Raw genomic sequence first — 13,800 nt, 5'->3', positions numbered from 1 at the left:
TTAACTTAGCAGTCTATACAAAATATCATAAATCCTTTTTTGTAGGTAATTAGACATATAGCATGCCCGATCAGGAAAAGAAAATGAAAAAACTCATCAAATTAAACGATGAGTTGGAGAATTATTTCAGAAATACAATAATTCCGCAATTATTTGTCGACAGAAACCTGATTTTACGAAAATTTACGCCTCCGGCAATGAAGGAATTTTCTTTAAAGCCTGAGGATGTTGGCAAAAATATCGAGGACATTCAAGACAATTTTCGCTTTCCTACCATTGTAGAAAATATAGAGCAGGTCATTAATTGCAATGAAATCCTTGAAAAGGAAATTCAAACAACGGATTTAAGGTGGTATCAGATGAACATCATACCCTATGTTGTTATAAAAAGTAAAAAAACGAATGGCGTAATTATAACATTTGTGGACATAACAGCACGGATTAAAGATTTAGTTAATCAGGAGATGCTCATTGCCGATCATGAAACGTTATTAGATACCATTTCCCATGATATAAAAGGGCCACTAACCAGTTTGCTATTAACCATTAAGCAACTAAAAAAGATTTCTACTGATAAGTCTAAAGCATTTTTGATGTTTTTCGGAATTTTAGAAAGCTCCATTAAAAAGATGCAGGTCATCATAACAGAATTAACCGATGCCGGCAAGCTCAGTCATAAATATAAAGTAGAAGAAGAGCTCCTGGATTTTGAAGATATCCTTGAAGATGTACGTCTTACGCTGGCTGGAACCATTATGGAATCCGGGGCAGTAATCAAAACCGATATCAAGATATCCCAACTATTATACTCAAGAAGAAAATTGCGAAATATAATATATAACCTGGTAAATAATGCCATTAAGTTTCATTCTCCTGATACGGTTCCCAAGATTTTGATAAAAACAAAAAAGGAAAAAAAATATGTCGTGATAACCGTCAAGGATAATGGCATTGGAATAGATGAAGGCAAACACAAAGAGGTATTTTCAAAATATAGCCGTATTGGACAAACGGTCGAAGGCTCGGGTATCGGTTTGTATCTGGTAAATGAGATCGTAACAAATTCCGGTGGCAAAATATTGCTGAAAAGTGATTTGGGGAAAGGTTCTGAATTTCAAGTTTACTTACCAGCACTACAATCTCATAGTATATTTTAAAACAAAGTCTTGTTTTATTGCTTATATAAATGAGCAATCGTCCCCTTCCCTAATTTCTTGTAGTTGCGGAGTCCAAGGAATATACTCGTATAATCCTATGGAAACTATTGAAAGTCTCAAAAAAGAAATCCTATCTTTAAAAGAGGAAAATCTAAAATTAAAAAGCTCACAACGTTCAGCTGCTGTTAAAAGTGACGAACAGTCAGCGTATCAGGTTTCTCAAGTTCGCTTCCATACCGTATTTGAGTCATCGCGCCTGGGCAATAAAATTATTGCTCCCGACCTGAGAATTCTGGAAGTTAATCCGGCACTATTATCTTTATTAGGTTATGACCGAAAAGAAGAGCTCATTGGTACCAGGATACTTGATTATTCCCCTGAAGAACACCATCAGCATTGGAAATCTTTACAGGAGAATCTCTGGAAAAGAGCATCACCATCATTCAATCTCGAAACCTGTTTGCGAAAAAAAGACGGAACGCTGATCTGGTGTAATGTAAATTCAATATTATTCGAGGATAATAATGAGACCTTAGGTTTTACCATTATTGAAAACATTACCACTAAACGCGAAATCAGATTACATAAGGATGAATTTATTAATGTCGCTAGCCATGAATTAAAAACTCCGTTAACCGCTTTGAAAGCGGTAGTGCAATTGTTTAACAGAATTATAAAAAAAGACACTTTGGTCAATGATAAAGTGATGGAACTTGCACGTGATGCGGAGCGATATGTTGAAAAACTAAACCATTTGGTGGAAGACTTATTAAACTCTACCAGGATAGGTGAAGGACAATTAAACTTAAACAAAAAAAGATTGTCTTTAAAGGAACTTATTGAATGCTGTTGCAACCACGTACGTTTAAATGGCAGGCATGAGATTATACATACCGGTGACCTTTCTTTAGAAATATTCGCCGATAAGCACCGGATTGATCAGGTGCTGGTTAATTTGGTCAACAACGCAGTGAAGTACGCGCCTGATTCAAATTTAATAACCATTGATGTTGAGGATTTAACCGATAAAGTTAAGGTTTCTGTTATTGACAAAGGTCAAGGCATTTCTGCTGAATTTGTGCCCTATTTATTTGACAGGTATTATTGTGTCGATGAGAATCGCAATCAAGGTTCCGGTTTAGGTCTTGGCTTATACATTTCAGCGGAGATCATCCGCAAACACGGCGGTGAAATCGGTGTCGATACCGGGGTAGGAAAAGGCGCTACATTTTGGTTTATACTGCCAAAGGATATTTCGTCTGATTATTAACTTTCTGACTTACAAAAAATTAAGCCTAAATTAGATTTCTTTTCTATTTAGTTTGAATCTTCTGCTAAACCAACTCTTACCATGCCAGTAGCCGAACCCCAACATATCATTGCCGCTGGCACATCTTCTACCGGCACCGCCAAAACGTACAACACGATCATATGCTCATACATGGCAGTGAAATGACGTGGAAAACGAAGTAGGCTAGACAGGGATATGGGTGATGAAATCCGAACCGTTTTTTCCTTGTCTGGTGGCGAATCTTTTCTTGTATCACTGGCGCTGGCATTAGGACTCGCGTCACTGTCTTCCAACCGGATAAAAGTTGAATCCTTATTTATAGATGAGGGTTTTGGTTCACTTGATCCTGTAACTTTAAATATCGCTATGGACGCGTTAGAGCAATTACACAATCAGGGTCGAAAAGTAGGAGTAATATCCCACGTTCAGGAAATGACAGAGCGCATACCAACCCAAATTAAAGTACGTAAACTGGCCAATGGAAAAAGTAAAATTTCAGTAGCGGGAATATAAGTCACCGGGCTTGCCACCAAGGTACAGGCGTGGCTGGCGGAAACGGGGTGCCTTCAAAAAAACGCTGTACCAATCCTGGCGTTGACTTTGTTTTAATATGAAAAATAAATCATTTGAATAATTATAGCATGGAGGAAGCAATAACAATTAGTTGGCCGAATGACATTGACGATATTGACGCAAACGAGATCATTGACCTTAGTACCAATGATATGGTCATAAAAGGTGTTCGGACGGAAACTGAACTATGGGCTGCCAATGAATGGATTATCCCAACAACTTTTGTTGTCGCTGTCACCAATCTGTTTTTTAAATCTTTTTTTGAAGAGGCGAGCAAGGATATTTATAAATTGGTAAAATCGCGACTGAAGGAATATATCATTAATCGTCGTGAATCTAAAACTAAATTAATCGCCGCAACCTCTTCTCCGGATAAACTATCAAAAACGTATGACCAATCATTGTCCATATCCTTAAAAGCGCGGTTGCATACAAAGTTATTGGTCAACGTACTAGTCAGCGAAAAAGTAAAAAGTGAAGAAATGAGTGACATGCTAGAGAGCATATTCCACCTGCTTGAAGTATTATATCAGGATTGCCAGCAAGATAAACCCGAAGAAAAGATAGACAGCACGATCAGGCCCAACGAAATTTATCTCATAGCAGACCCAGAAACGCGGCAACTGGATATTTTAACTGAAGGAAATGTCTGAGCGATATAAAAATTAAACTATGCCGGGATTAACAATAGAACAAGGAATTAACCAGGTGATGGGTGGCAGGCACATCGTCATTCTTGGCGCTGGCGCAAGTATCGCTGCAACACAAAGAAATGTGGAACGTAACGGGAAGATCTTACCCTGTATGAAAAATCTTATTGAGGTTGTAGGTCTGCAAGATATTGTCGCAGAGATTCCGGTGGAATTAAGAAACGAAAATTTTGAAACACTTTATGCTAATTTATATGCGAGTGATCAAGGTTCTCCATTGTTGGAAGAAATACAGGAACGTATCCAATATTACTTTGGTAGTATGCAATTGCCGGATGAGCCAACCATCTATGATTATTTAATGCTGTCTTTACGTTCAAAGGATCATATCGCTACGTTTAACTGGGACCCCTTTTTATACCAGGCGTTTTGCCGTGCCCGAAAGTTTACCAAAAATCTGCCGTTTATGTCCTTTCTGCATGGCACGGTTGCATTAGGGTATAGTAAGGAAGATAAACGTTCCGGGCCGATTGGATATCAATGTCGCGAAGATGGCGGTATGTTTGAGCCCGTGCCTTTGTTATATCCAGTTCATGAAAAGAATTATAATGATAATGAATTTATCATTGATGCATGGGACTCTCTTAAATACACACTACCAAAAGATAACAGGTCAATTCGTATGACTGTATTTGGTTATGGAGCTCCTCCCTCAGATAGTGAAGCAATGAAGTTGTTGAACGACGCTTGGGGTTCTCCAGATGAAAGAGTGATGGAGCAGTTTGAGATCATTGATATTGTTGCTGAAATCGAATTGCGGAAACGCTGGAGTGGTTTTATTAATAGTCATCATTATGATATTAGTAACTCTTATTTTGGATCATCACTCGCAGCTAATCCGCGCCGAACCTGTGAGAGCTATTTCAACCACTATCAGGCATTGACAATAGACGAAGCTTTTCGCAGCAATAACCCAGTTCCTCAAAATTTCCAAACCCTTGAAGAATTGTGGGCATGGCACCAGCCGTTAATTGACGCGGAACTAAGAGCAAGTGGCGATAAGTAGTCAAACATTTTTGTTTAGAACAAACGACTTTTACTCGCTAAAAAAATAATAGCAGCATTTGTTGATGAATTTAACGAAAAACCGTCACCATTCCGTCATGGAATTATTTGCAAGAACAAAAATATAGTCGTAAATTAGCCCTAAGCAAGCCAAAAACGAAGTTTTTGCTCAAGATATTCCGAACTAACTCGACCACTCATAATCTTTTGGTCGATGGTTCGAGCCCATCATGGCCCACTGCTTAAAAAGCTTAATCTTAGTTGATTAGGCTTTTTTTGTGTCTTGCCTCTTCGAGGACTTTCATTAATATGATATCCTATAAACTTTTAATCAATGTCTTATCAATTGCTGCTGCCAGTTTTTCCTCTACTTTGTATTGAGCTGCATACTGAGGCCAGTTCTTTATTGAGGTTTGAACCTCATCGATTATCTGTTCGGGTTTACTAATTGAGTTCTGTTTGGCGATTTCCAGAAGATCTTCCTTAGTTATGTTTGCCCGCTTCCCATTTATGCTCAGGTTGTGCTGGCTTACCCAATCACTATCTGGCCGGTAAGCGTAGCAGATGTCATACGCCGGCGCTAAAGTCCATTTGCCGTCGGGATGCATCAGGAATGCAAAGTTTTTGGTGTGATCGTCACAGTTTTTTGCCAGTACATTGAATACCATTCTACGGAACATCTGTTCAGCTGCTGCATAGGTTAGTTTTAACTGACGCATGGTCTGAAACAATTGCTCATAGCTATAGCTCAGTATCTGATTAAAGTCGTAGTGGACTATTGCACATAAAGTCTGTGTGTGCAATTTTTTGTTGCCGCCGATTCTGTCGAAGCGCTTTGTCATAAAGTGGGCACGGCCTTCTTCTTCGATAAGCCTCGACTCCATCATATCTATTCCGGCTAAGGTTGCCATCCCGTAATAAGCCATCTCTACTCTTCCATAGCCATGACTTGCGCCAAATTGTGTGTCATTCACGCCGTCAAACTTCAGTAACCAGTGTTCAAAGCCTTTAGCCAATGTTTGGCCTGATCTTATTTCTCCGGTTTTTTCATTGTAGGCAATGATTGCTTTTGGTCGGGCCCCGCCAGCAGAAGTTCCCATTTTCAATACTTCCAGCAATACGTCCCGCATATCATCATCGGTGTGTATTCGGAAAGTTTCTTTATTGTTCAACAATCTTTGTGTAATTTCTATTAAACTGGAGATTTCCAGTTTATGCGGTTTTGTTGATGGCGCGATTGATGGCTCGAATTCTAAGGCACCCATACCTCTTGCTCCAATGAAACACAGCAATTCCACCGGATTCAATGATCCTTCAGGTCTTCCGTTCTGTGCTAACCAAATATTGATCAGGTCAGTTCCATATCTGTCGGGCAGCACATCGGCCAATAGCCCTGGTAAACCTTTGAAAGTCGAATTGCCCCTAAGCTCCGGGAAAGAAAAGATCCTTTTCACTAATGGCATTTTAATCGGGGCAATTGCCAATTGAGATTGCAGGAATTTCGTGTCATATTCGAAAGATGCTATTTGTTGCTTTTCATCCCAGGCAACTGCACCTACCAGTTCTCCCCATAACTTAATATATGCAGTTCTTACCATCCTAATTCTTCTGCTTCTGGGTTTTCTTTCGTCGGGAATGCCCGTTTACGTTTTTTCTGTTCTTCTTTTGCCAGCAGCATAGGACTGATTTTCGGTTCTAATGTAAATCTGTCCAATACGTATAGTACATCCAGCATCCGCAAGATTTTGATTAAATTGAGCAAAGAGATACTTTCACCTCGTTCTATCAGACTCAATGTAGATCGGCTGATGACTGCATCGCGGGCCAGCGAATCCTGGTTGATGTTTTGTTCAACTCGCTTTTCTTTGATAAACTCACCAATCTGTTTCAATATTGAAATGTCGCTATTGGCCTTCATGTATGAAATATCACTCATAATTAGTGTTTTTTGTAGTTTAAGTATGAAATGTCATTCAAATTTATGAAAAATTTATTAAATACAATAATGTATGAAAATTCATTCATTAATAGAATTAATCCATTATTATGAATGAATTTTCATACATATTTAACATTACTAATGTAGATCATAAACAACTACAGGGCCTATAGCTCAGTTGGTTAGAGTAGAAGGCTCATAATCTTTTATGTTACGATCGAGTCTTTAATAGTTTAAATGGATCTGCACACTAATGTATTTCGCTATCTGAAGATACATCAACACTATTAAATTTGCCTTGATTTGGTAACTGATACTGGTTGCATAAGACAACATTGAAACATAGTTGGCACATAGTTGCTACATTCAGGGATGTACCAACTATGTTTCAACTATGTTTCAACCATGTTCCAACCTATGTAGATGCACCAGTTTAGAAGGTTAGCTTTACCACTGTATCTAATCCATCTACTGATGTAAGTTCAAGATTTATGGTCAATCCATTCTTATCCTGCTTGTACTTTAGTTTTCTGTTTCCATCCAGTAAGGTTACGGCCTTTACTTTTTTCATTCCCACAGGTACTGTCACTGTTTTGTTTTCTGGTAAATTAAGAATGTGCGCATACCATACTTTTTCTTTAGCTGTAACAACTCCCCAAGGTTGCGGGGCTGTAACATTCCCTCTCGTACTATATATGCTTTCGCCATTTATCTTCATCCATGCTCCCATCTTTTGAAGGGTGTCAATAAACTCAGGTTGAATTTTTCCATTTGGCATTGGACCAACATTTAAAAGAAAGTTGGCATTTCTACCTGCTGCATTGACTAGATAATGTACCAGTTGTTTCACAGATTTATAGTTACGATCGTTAATACTGAAACCCCAGCTTCCGTTCATAGTTTCGCAAGTCTCCAATGGAATGGTTCCTATTTTAGCTTCAGCACTAAATCCTGCAGTATTGTTACCTGGCAGATCCTTTTCAAACAACTGAAAATCCTCGCCCGGTTTTGGTGATACATGATGATTGTTACCAATCATGATTTCAGGATTTAATTTATGGATTAATGCATAAATCTCATCATAATGCCAGTCTACATCTTTACGTTCCCAGTCGCCATCAAACCAAATGCCTTTAATACTTGGATAATTGGTGATCAGTTCTGTTAGCTGAGTCTTCATAAAGTTAATGTAGCTATCCCAATCTCCATTTTGAGGTTTACCGTTAACTATTTTACTGCCAAATGCATAATCTTCTCTACCCCAATCCAATAGAGAATAATAAAATCTAAGTTCAATTCCTCCTTTAACACATTCCTCTGCTAGCTCTTTCAGGGGGTCTCTCTTATATGGCGTAGCATCTACAATATTGTAAGTTGAAGCTTTTGTTTTAAACATACTAAAACCATCATGATGCCTTGAGGTGACTGTAATATATTTCATGCCGGCATTTTTTGCCATAGCTACCCAGTCTTTGGCATTAAATCCCTGTGGATTAAAGAAATCAGCCAGTCTTTTATAGTTGTGGTAAGGGATGTTTTTGGTATGCATTACCCACTCTCCATCTCCCAGAATACTATATATTCCCCAATGGATAAATAATCCATATTTCATATCCATAAATTTCTCTCTTGCCTTCAGGTTGGAAGCAGAGGGAACATAGCCAGAAGATTGTTGGGCATTTGCTTTAAATATAAAAAGCAACAAGGAAAGGGCCAAAACATTACGTTTCATAAAAGTCTATATAAGGGTTACTATATTTGATTCTAGTAAAATTAGCGATTTGCTAATACCTTAACTTATCTCCTTTTATCTATTATGTAAACAATATTGGCGATTCCCGTTTATTCCAGATAGCGATTACAATTATTGTACTTTTTCAAGTCCTACATCTTAATACCTGCAGGTTCAGTCTTACCGTTGTGGCAGCTTATGCAAGAGATGGCAATTAATTTACCATCCTCTGTTTTCATGTTATGGAAATATTTTTTATTGATCTTCGCGGTCATACGCATCATTCCTCTTGCAATCTCTTTTTCTTTCTTCTCATCACTGGCAAAATCCATTTTTTTAGGATTGTCTTTCATAGGAGTATGGCAATGATTACATTTAACACCCAATCCCAGCTTAAAGCCATCCATCACCTTATCCAGATCATCTTTACTGATGTTCTTTGGAAGTATTTTCAGATTTTTAAATTTGTGTTCTTGAGCTTGCTGTGCGCCATCTTGTCTGGGCATAAACGCACTTAACAAGAGTACTGTAAAAGCTAATATTGATAGAGTAAAGGTTTTTTTGTAACTCATGTCCAGTAGTTATTTATATAAATATAAATATTGTTGGACAGAATGGTTGTTCCTCGCAATAACTAATTGATATTTAGAAGAATTCAAAATAGGATGCCATTTAGCTGATAATTCAAGATATTTTAGGTACTTTAAGGAATCAATTCAATTTATGAAACGTATTTATCCATTCTTGATGGTTTTGGCAGTGCTATTTATATTCAGTGCGGGATTAAAATCTAAGGTATTTCAGGAACCTACCCCTAAAACATTTAGTAATCCGTTGCTGCCTTCAGGCGCAGATCCATGGAATATTTATAAAGATGGGTACTATTATTATACCAATACTTCAGTAAATAAATTGGAAATTTGGAAAACCAAGAACCTGGTAAACCTTAAAACAGCAGAGCGAAAAGTAATTTGGAGACCACCAGCCAATACCAGTTACTCTAAAGAGATTTGGGCTCCTGAGCTTCATTTTCTTAATGATAAGTGGTATATGTATTTTGCTGCGGATGATGGGAATAATGATCACCACAGGATGTATGTGGTAGAAAATACTTCTCCAGATCCAATGAAGGGAAACTGGGAATTCAAAGGTAAAGTAGCTGATAAGACAGATAGATGGGCAATAGATGGAACTGTATTTGAATATAAAAAGCAATTGTATATGCTTTGGTCTGGTTGGGAAGCAGATATAAACGCCGAGCAAAATATCTATATCGCTAAAATGTCTAACCCCTGGACGATATCTGGCGACAGACAATTGTTATCTACGCCTACTTATACTTGGGAAAAGGAAGGATCTTATAGTCCTCCTAATGTTAGCGTAAATGAGGGCCCTCAAATATTAATGAACAAGTCAAAGATTTTCCTCCTCTATTCTGCCAGTGGTTGCTGGACAGATTCATATACACTGGGAATGCTAACTTTTAATGGGAAAGGTGATGTGCTTGATCCAAAAGCATGGAAAAAGGGAGACAAGCCAGTATTTGCAAAATCCATAGAAAATGGCGTTTATGCACCGGGGCATAATTCATTTTTTAAGTCGGTTAATGGAAAGGAAGATTGGATCTTATATCATGCAAATGACAAGCCAGGCGAAGGTTGTGGTGGCTTTAGATCGCCAAGGGCACAGCGCTTTACCTGGAATAAAGATGGATCTCCTAATTTTGGTATTCCATTAAGTACAAAAGAAGTTTTGGTTACGCCTAAGTAATTTAGCTGATCAGGTGCTTTTTAAGTAACTCATCCAATTCTTTAAGGAACAAGGGTTTCTTTAAAAGTTTGATTACATGGGGATTGGCTTCGGCTTTTTTAATATCGCCAAAGTCTAGTGTTGAAGATAGCATAGCTATGAGGCATTTCTCCTTGATCACTTTTGGGAATTTCTTAAAATGCTCCAGAAATTCAAATCCATCCATTTCAGGCATTTGAATATCCAATAAAATGAAATCAGGTAAGTCATCAGGATTTTTAGAAGATTTGGCCAAGTAAGCAAGTGCCTCTTCACTTGATTGGCAGGTTACTATTTCTTCAAACAGTTTCGAAATGGTGATGATCTTGGAATTGATCTTTAAATCAACTTCATTGTCGTCAATTAACAATACTTTTCTCTGCCTATTTAACATTGGGAATAGTAATTTTAAATGTTGTTCCGTCTATGCTGTTGGAACTTACCGATATCTTTCCATTAATTTTATTCAAGGCTTCTTTTACAATAAATAATCCCAGTCCACTACCATGGTTAGTCTTAATCTTAAAGAATTGGGTAAATATCTTTTCCAAGTGTTCGTTTAATATGCCCATTCCATTGTCACTTATCGTTATTTTGGCTTCTGCGGCTGAAACATGTACCTGTATTTCTACTTTTTTATTTTGTTCGTCTTCCTTTTGGTATTTGATGGCATTGGAAATAAGGTTGCCGAGGATCACTTCAATCCTGAAAACATCGCCATAAAATGGTATTTCCTGTTTAATTTCAGTATGAAAACATGTTTGTTTATCTGCATAGGAATAAACATCAATCAACTCTGGTATCAAAGCCTTAAAATCTATTTCTGTCTGCTCAGAAACTGATTTGTTGTTTTTATAATACTGAAGGGTTTTTTGAACATAGTAATCCAATTTGTTAGAACAGGTTTCAATTAAAGACCAATATTCTCCACTAGATTCAAATAGACCCTCCATTTTAACCAGATTAACAATCCCCATCGCAGATACCAGCGGAGCCCTAAGCTCATGAGAGATACTATAAATGAAGCGGTTTAACTCATCATTTGTCTTTTCCAATTCTGCTATCTTATTTTTGAGCTCTACCTTTGATCTATAAACATCGTAAGCGTTTTTAATAGAATTGTGCAGTTCAAGGTCATTCCATGGTTTGGTAATGTAACGATAAATATCCCCATGGTTAATTGCATCTGCCAGAGATTCAATATCAGTATACCCAGTTAGTAGAATCCTGATGGGATCAGGAAAAGTATGAGCAATATTTTTAAAGAATTCAACACCCGTTGTCTGAGGCATTTTTTGATCGGCAATGATTACATGAATATGTACGTTTTCTAAAATCTTCAGACCTTCAGATGCTGAGTTGGCTGTATAAATTTCATACTGACGCCTAAAGCCAGCTTTAAAGGCATGCAGATTGTACTCTTCATCGTCAATATATAGAACCCGTACCGTTGCTGCGTCCATATTAAAGGTGTTTATTTTGAGTTAATAGGCAATGTAATAATAAATTCTGTTCCTTGATTTATTTTTGTTACTACATCTATATTTCCGTGATGGTTTTCTATAATCCTAAATACTATTGACAACCCAAGTCCGGTGCCTTCACCAACATCTTTAGTGGTGTAAAAGGGTTCGAAAATGCGTTGTTTAACTTCTTCAGGCATGCCTGTTCCTGAGTCCTTGATGCTCACTTTTACATAATCACCATCCTGCCATGTCTTAATGGTCAGCACACCTTCCTGGTCTTTGGTATCCTTAGACTTTATAGCATGGACGGCATTGGTAATCAGGTTCATGAAAACCTGGTTTATTTTACCAGGTAAGCACTCTACATTTGGTAGTTCGCCAAATTCCTTAATTACTTTCATGTGGTCTGGAAAGGTGCTCTTAACCAGCACAAGTGTAGAGGTAAGGCCTTCATTCAGGTCAACTGGCTTGGTGTCATTCTCATCAAGCCTGCTAAAGTTCTTAAGGCTACGGATGATTTCTGCGGTCCTTCTGGCCCCCTCACCAATACCAGACAATAGCGATTTGATTTCTTCTCTTACAAATACAATATCGATCTGCTTCTTAAACGATTCGATCTTAGTAATCTGAGGTTCCATATCCTGAGTTAAATCAAGCTTCTCGTACATGTTGATTACTGTATCCAGATCAAGAATATCCAATTCAAGTGGTTTAATATTGGAAGTAACAAAGTTGATGGGGTTATTAATTTCATGAGCGATACCTGCTGTAAGCTGGCCTAAACCTGCCATCTTCTCTGAATCAACCAGCTGACTTTGTGCTTCTTTTAAATCAGTAAGCGCCAGTTCCAACTCTTCCGTCCGCTCTTTCACTTTAATTTCCAAGACAACGTTTTGTTCACGCACCAATCGCTCATTCTCTGTAATCGCTTCTAGTGCTTCAGCCTGGGATTGTTCTTTCTCCTTTTTAAATATATTAATTTTATCAGCAAGTGCGAAAGATAGCAATGTTACCTCTAATGCTGAGCCAAAAGGCATCGTGTAATAAGTGAAGTTATTATATGGGAGTATGCCAAAATCTTTCATGGTATATATGATAATACCCACAAGGAACACTGACCAAGCCACTAAAAAGAACGTAGCCGGACGATAACCTTTCCTACTAATAGTAACAGCCATATAAAACATAAATATGGAGGTTGCTGAAGCTGCCACTTCTATTAGTCTGAAAGAAAGAGCAAACTGACCAAAGAGTGCCAGTACAAATCCTGATAAATAAAGTAAAATAAAAAAAATAGAAAACCTATCGGTCTTTGGCATCCATTCTTTTGTCTTTAAAAATATTCTTTCAAATTGCAGCCCTGTTATACCGACCAATATTGTAAAAGTAAATGGGCTATATAGCGCAAGTATGTTGTAATTAGGCCATAAGAATTGAAACGTAAATCCTTGTATACTAACCTGTATTAGAATTACAGCTACGATATAAGCTACATAATACAGATAACTCTTATCCCTTACTGAGAAATAGATAAATATGTTATAAAGCAGCATGGAAAGCATAATCCCTATATAAAGTCCTGATATGAGAAACTTATTTTGTGACGATTCTAATATTACTTTCTCATTTCCTACAAAGATGGGTAGCTGAATGTTATCACTGCTTTGAACCTTTACAAAATAAGTGACTCTGCTCCCTATTGGGATTATAAGCTTAAAAATAAAAGAGGGGTCTTTATCGTAAAGTCTTCTATGGAAAGGATAGGCTTCTCCAAGTGTAGTAACAGCATAGGTATTGTTTTTAAGCTTAGTATACAATGCTATGTGATCAAGCACTGGCTGGTCTATCTGCAGGTTCAAATGAGTGTCTTCACTATTGTTAATTAGGGTAAACCTAAGCCAAACTGCATCATTAATTACCCCAAAGTTGGGCACTGGGCTGCTGCTTTTCAAAAAGCGGGTATCTTTCTCAATTTGATGGATAGTAAGCTGCTTTGTTTTGTCAATGTAATAATATAAGTCTGCACCAATACTAATGCGCGGACTATTTCGCGTTAATATAATCTCATTAGCAGATGCATTTGATAAATAACCTATAAAAACTACTATCAATAAGACCCATTTTTTTATTTTCATGCTA

Annotated in this window: 13 protein-coding genes; 6 read left to right on the top strand and 7 right to left on the bottom strand. The window is 37.5% G+C overall.

Going from position 1 to position 13,800, the window contains the following annotated elements; translation table 11 throughout:
* The first annotated feature begins 62 nt into the window (after positions 1-62).
* The 5 genes from ACVWYN_RS10725 (at position 63) to ACVWYN_RS10705 (ending at position 4,737) form a co-directional block, all read left to right on the top strand.
* Positions 63-1,157: a sensor histidine kinase gene (locus ACVWYN_RS10725; RefSeq protein WP_457288857.1), complete on the top strand. Its 1,095-nt coding sequence runs from the start codon at positions 63-65 to the stop codon at positions 1,155-1,157.
* A 97-nt stretch (positions 1,158-1,254) separates the two neighbouring features.
* On the top strand, positions 1,255-2,427 hold the full coding sequence (locus tag ACVWYN_RS10720; protein ID WP_457288856.1) for an ATP-binding protein: 1,173 nt from the start codon (positions 1,255-1,257) through the stop codon (positions 2,425-2,427).
* 216 nt (positions 2,428-2,643) lie between these two features.
* Positions 2,644-2,961, top strand: a complete 318-nt coding sequence (locus ACVWYN_RS10715; protein WP_457288855.1) for an SbcC/MukB-like Walker B domain-containing protein — start codon at positions 2,644-2,646, stop codon at positions 2,959-2,961.
* 128 nt (positions 2,962-3,089) lie between these two features.
* Complete coding sequence (locus tag ACVWYN_RS10710) at positions 3,090-3,674, top strand: hypothetical protein (protein ID WP_457288854.1); 585 nt, start codon at positions 3,090-3,092, stop codon at positions 3,672-3,674.
* Between the two features lie 19 nt (positions 3,675-3,693).
* Positions 3,694-4,737, top strand: coding sequence for a hypothetical protein (locus tag ACVWYN_RS10705; RefSeq protein WP_457288853.1), 1,044 nt, complete (start codon positions 3,694-3,696; stop codon positions 4,735-4,737).
* A gap of 316 nt (positions 4,738-5,053) precedes the next feature.
* Here the strand turns inward: ACVWYN_RS10705 and ACVWYN_RS10700 are convergent, their stop codons facing one another.
* The 4 genes from ACVWYN_RS10700 to ACVWYN_RS10685 all read right to left on the bottom strand — a co-directional run bounded on the left by ACVWYN_RS10700 (position 5,054) and on the right by ACVWYN_RS10685 (position 8,979).
* Positions 5,054-6,334: a type II toxin-antitoxin system HipA family toxin gene (locus ACVWYN_RS10700; protein WP_457288852.1), complete on the bottom strand. Its 1,281-nt coding sequence runs from the start codon at positions 6,332-6,334 to the stop codon at positions 5,054-5,056.
* Positions 6,328-6,672: a helix-turn-helix domain-containing protein gene (locus ACVWYN_RS10695; RefSeq protein WP_457288851.1), complete on the bottom strand. Its 345-nt coding sequence runs from the start codon at positions 6,670-6,672 to the stop codon at positions 6,328-6,330. Before ACVWYN_RS10695 ends, ACVWYN_RS10700 begins: the two co-directional genes overlap by 7 nt.
* Positions 6,673-7,108: 436 nt before the next feature.
* The gene (locus ACVWYN_RS10690) at positions 7,109-8,407 is read right to left on the bottom strand and encodes an alpha-L-fucosidase (protein WP_457288850.1); all 1,299 of its coding nucleotides are present in this window, start codon (positions 8,405-8,407) and stop codon (positions 7,109-7,111) included.
* A 152-nt stretch (positions 8,408-8,559) separates the two neighbouring features.
* Positions 8,560-8,979 (bottom strand): c-type cytochrome, encoded by a 420-nt coding sequence (locus ACVWYN_RS10685; protein WP_457288849.1) that lies wholly within the window; start codon positions 8,977-8,979, stop codon positions 8,560-8,562.
* 151 nt (positions 8,980-9,130) lie between these two features.
* Between ACVWYN_RS10685 and ACVWYN_RS10680 the strand changes: the two genes are divergently transcribed.
* Entirely contained in the window at positions 9,131-10,177 is a 1,047-nt protein-coding gene (locus tag ACVWYN_RS10680) for a glycoside hydrolase family 43 protein (protein ID WP_457288848.1), read from the top strand.
* 1 nt (position 10,178) lies between these two features.
* Here ACVWYN_RS10680 and ACVWYN_RS10675 read toward each other — a convergent pair whose 3' ends face one another.
* From ACVWYN_RS10675 to ACVWYN_RS10665, 3 genes are read right to left on the bottom strand one after another with little or no spacing between them, the layout of a single operon-like run.
* A complete protein-coding gene (locus tag ACVWYN_RS10675; protein WP_457288847.1) occupies positions 10,179-10,589 on the bottom strand; it encodes a response regulator in 411 nt (136 codons plus the stop codon).
* Positions 10,579-11,658, bottom strand: a complete 1,080-nt coding sequence (locus ACVWYN_RS10670) for a hybrid sensor histidine kinase/response regulator (RefSeq protein ID WP_457288846.1) — start codon at positions 11,656-11,658, stop codon at positions 10,579-10,581. Before ACVWYN_RS10670 ends, ACVWYN_RS10675 begins: the two co-directional genes overlap by 11 nt.
* Before the next feature lie 11 nt (positions 11,659-11,669).
* Complete coding sequence (locus ACVWYN_RS10665) at positions 11,670-13,796, bottom strand: sensor histidine kinase (RefSeq protein WP_457288845.1); 2,127 nt, start codon at positions 13,794-13,796, stop codon at positions 11,670-11,672.
* Positions 13,797-13,800 lie beyond the last annotated feature (4 nt).

The organism is Pedobacter sp. UYP24 (assembly GCF_054057295.1).
Note: the sequence above shows the minus strand (reverse complement) of the source record. Positions and strands in the feature narration are given on the sequence as shown.

What these genes read in the sequence shown, in the direction of transcription:
- ACVWYN_RS10725 (WP_457288857.1), top strand. Translation starts at nt 63, where the DNA reads ATGCCCGATCAGGAAAAGAAAATGAAAAAACTCATCAAATTAAACGAT.
- ACVWYN_RS10720 (WP_457288856.1), top strand. Translation starts at nt 1,255, where the DNA reads ATGGAAACTATTGAAAGTCTCAAAAAAGAAATCCTATCTTTAAAAGAG.
- ACVWYN_RS10715 (WP_457288855.1), top strand. Translation starts at nt 2,644, where the DNA reads ATGGGTGATGAAATCCGAACCGTTTTTTCCTTGTCTGGTGGCGAATCT.
- ACVWYN_RS10710 (WP_457288854.1), top strand. Translation starts at nt 3,090, where the DNA reads ATGGAGGAAGCAATAACAATTAGTTGGCCGAATGACATTGACGATATT.
- ACVWYN_RS10705 (WP_457288853.1), top strand. Translation starts at nt 3,694, where the DNA reads ATGCCGGGATTAACAATAGAACAAGGAATTAACCAGGTGATGGGTGGC.
- ACVWYN_RS10700 (WP_457288852.1), bottom strand. Translation starts at nt 6,334, where the DNA reads ATGGTAAGAACTGCATATATTAAGTTATGGGGAGAACTGGTAGGTGCA.
- ACVWYN_RS10695 (WP_457288851.1), bottom strand. Translation starts at nt 6,672, where the DNA reads ATGAGTGATATTTCATACATGAAGGCCAATAGCGACATTTCAATATTG.
- ACVWYN_RS10690 (WP_457288850.1), bottom strand. Translation starts at nt 8,407, where the DNA reads ATGAAACGTAATGTTTTGGCCCTTTCCTTGTTGCTTTTTATATTTAAA.
- ACVWYN_RS10685 (WP_457288849.1), bottom strand. Translation starts at nt 8,979, where the DNA reads ATGAGTTACAAAAAAACCTTTACTCTATCAATATTAGCTTTTACAGTA.
- ACVWYN_RS10680 (WP_457288848.1), top strand. Translation starts at nt 9,131, where the DNA reads ATGAAACGTATTTATCCATTCTTGATGGTTTTGGCAGTGCTATTTATA.
- ACVWYN_RS10675 (WP_457288847.1), bottom strand. Translation starts at nt 10,589, where the DNA reads ATGTTAAATAGGCAGAGAAAAGTATTGTTAATTGACGACAATGAAGTT.
- ACVWYN_RS10670 (WP_457288846.1), bottom strand. Translation starts at nt 11,658, where the DNA reads ATGGACGCAGCAACGGTACGGGTTCTATATATTGACGATGAAGAGTAC.
- ACVWYN_RS10665 (WP_457288845.1), bottom strand. Translation starts at nt 13,796, where the DNA reads ATGAAAATAAAAAAATGGGTCTTATTGATAGTAGTTTTTATAGGTTAT.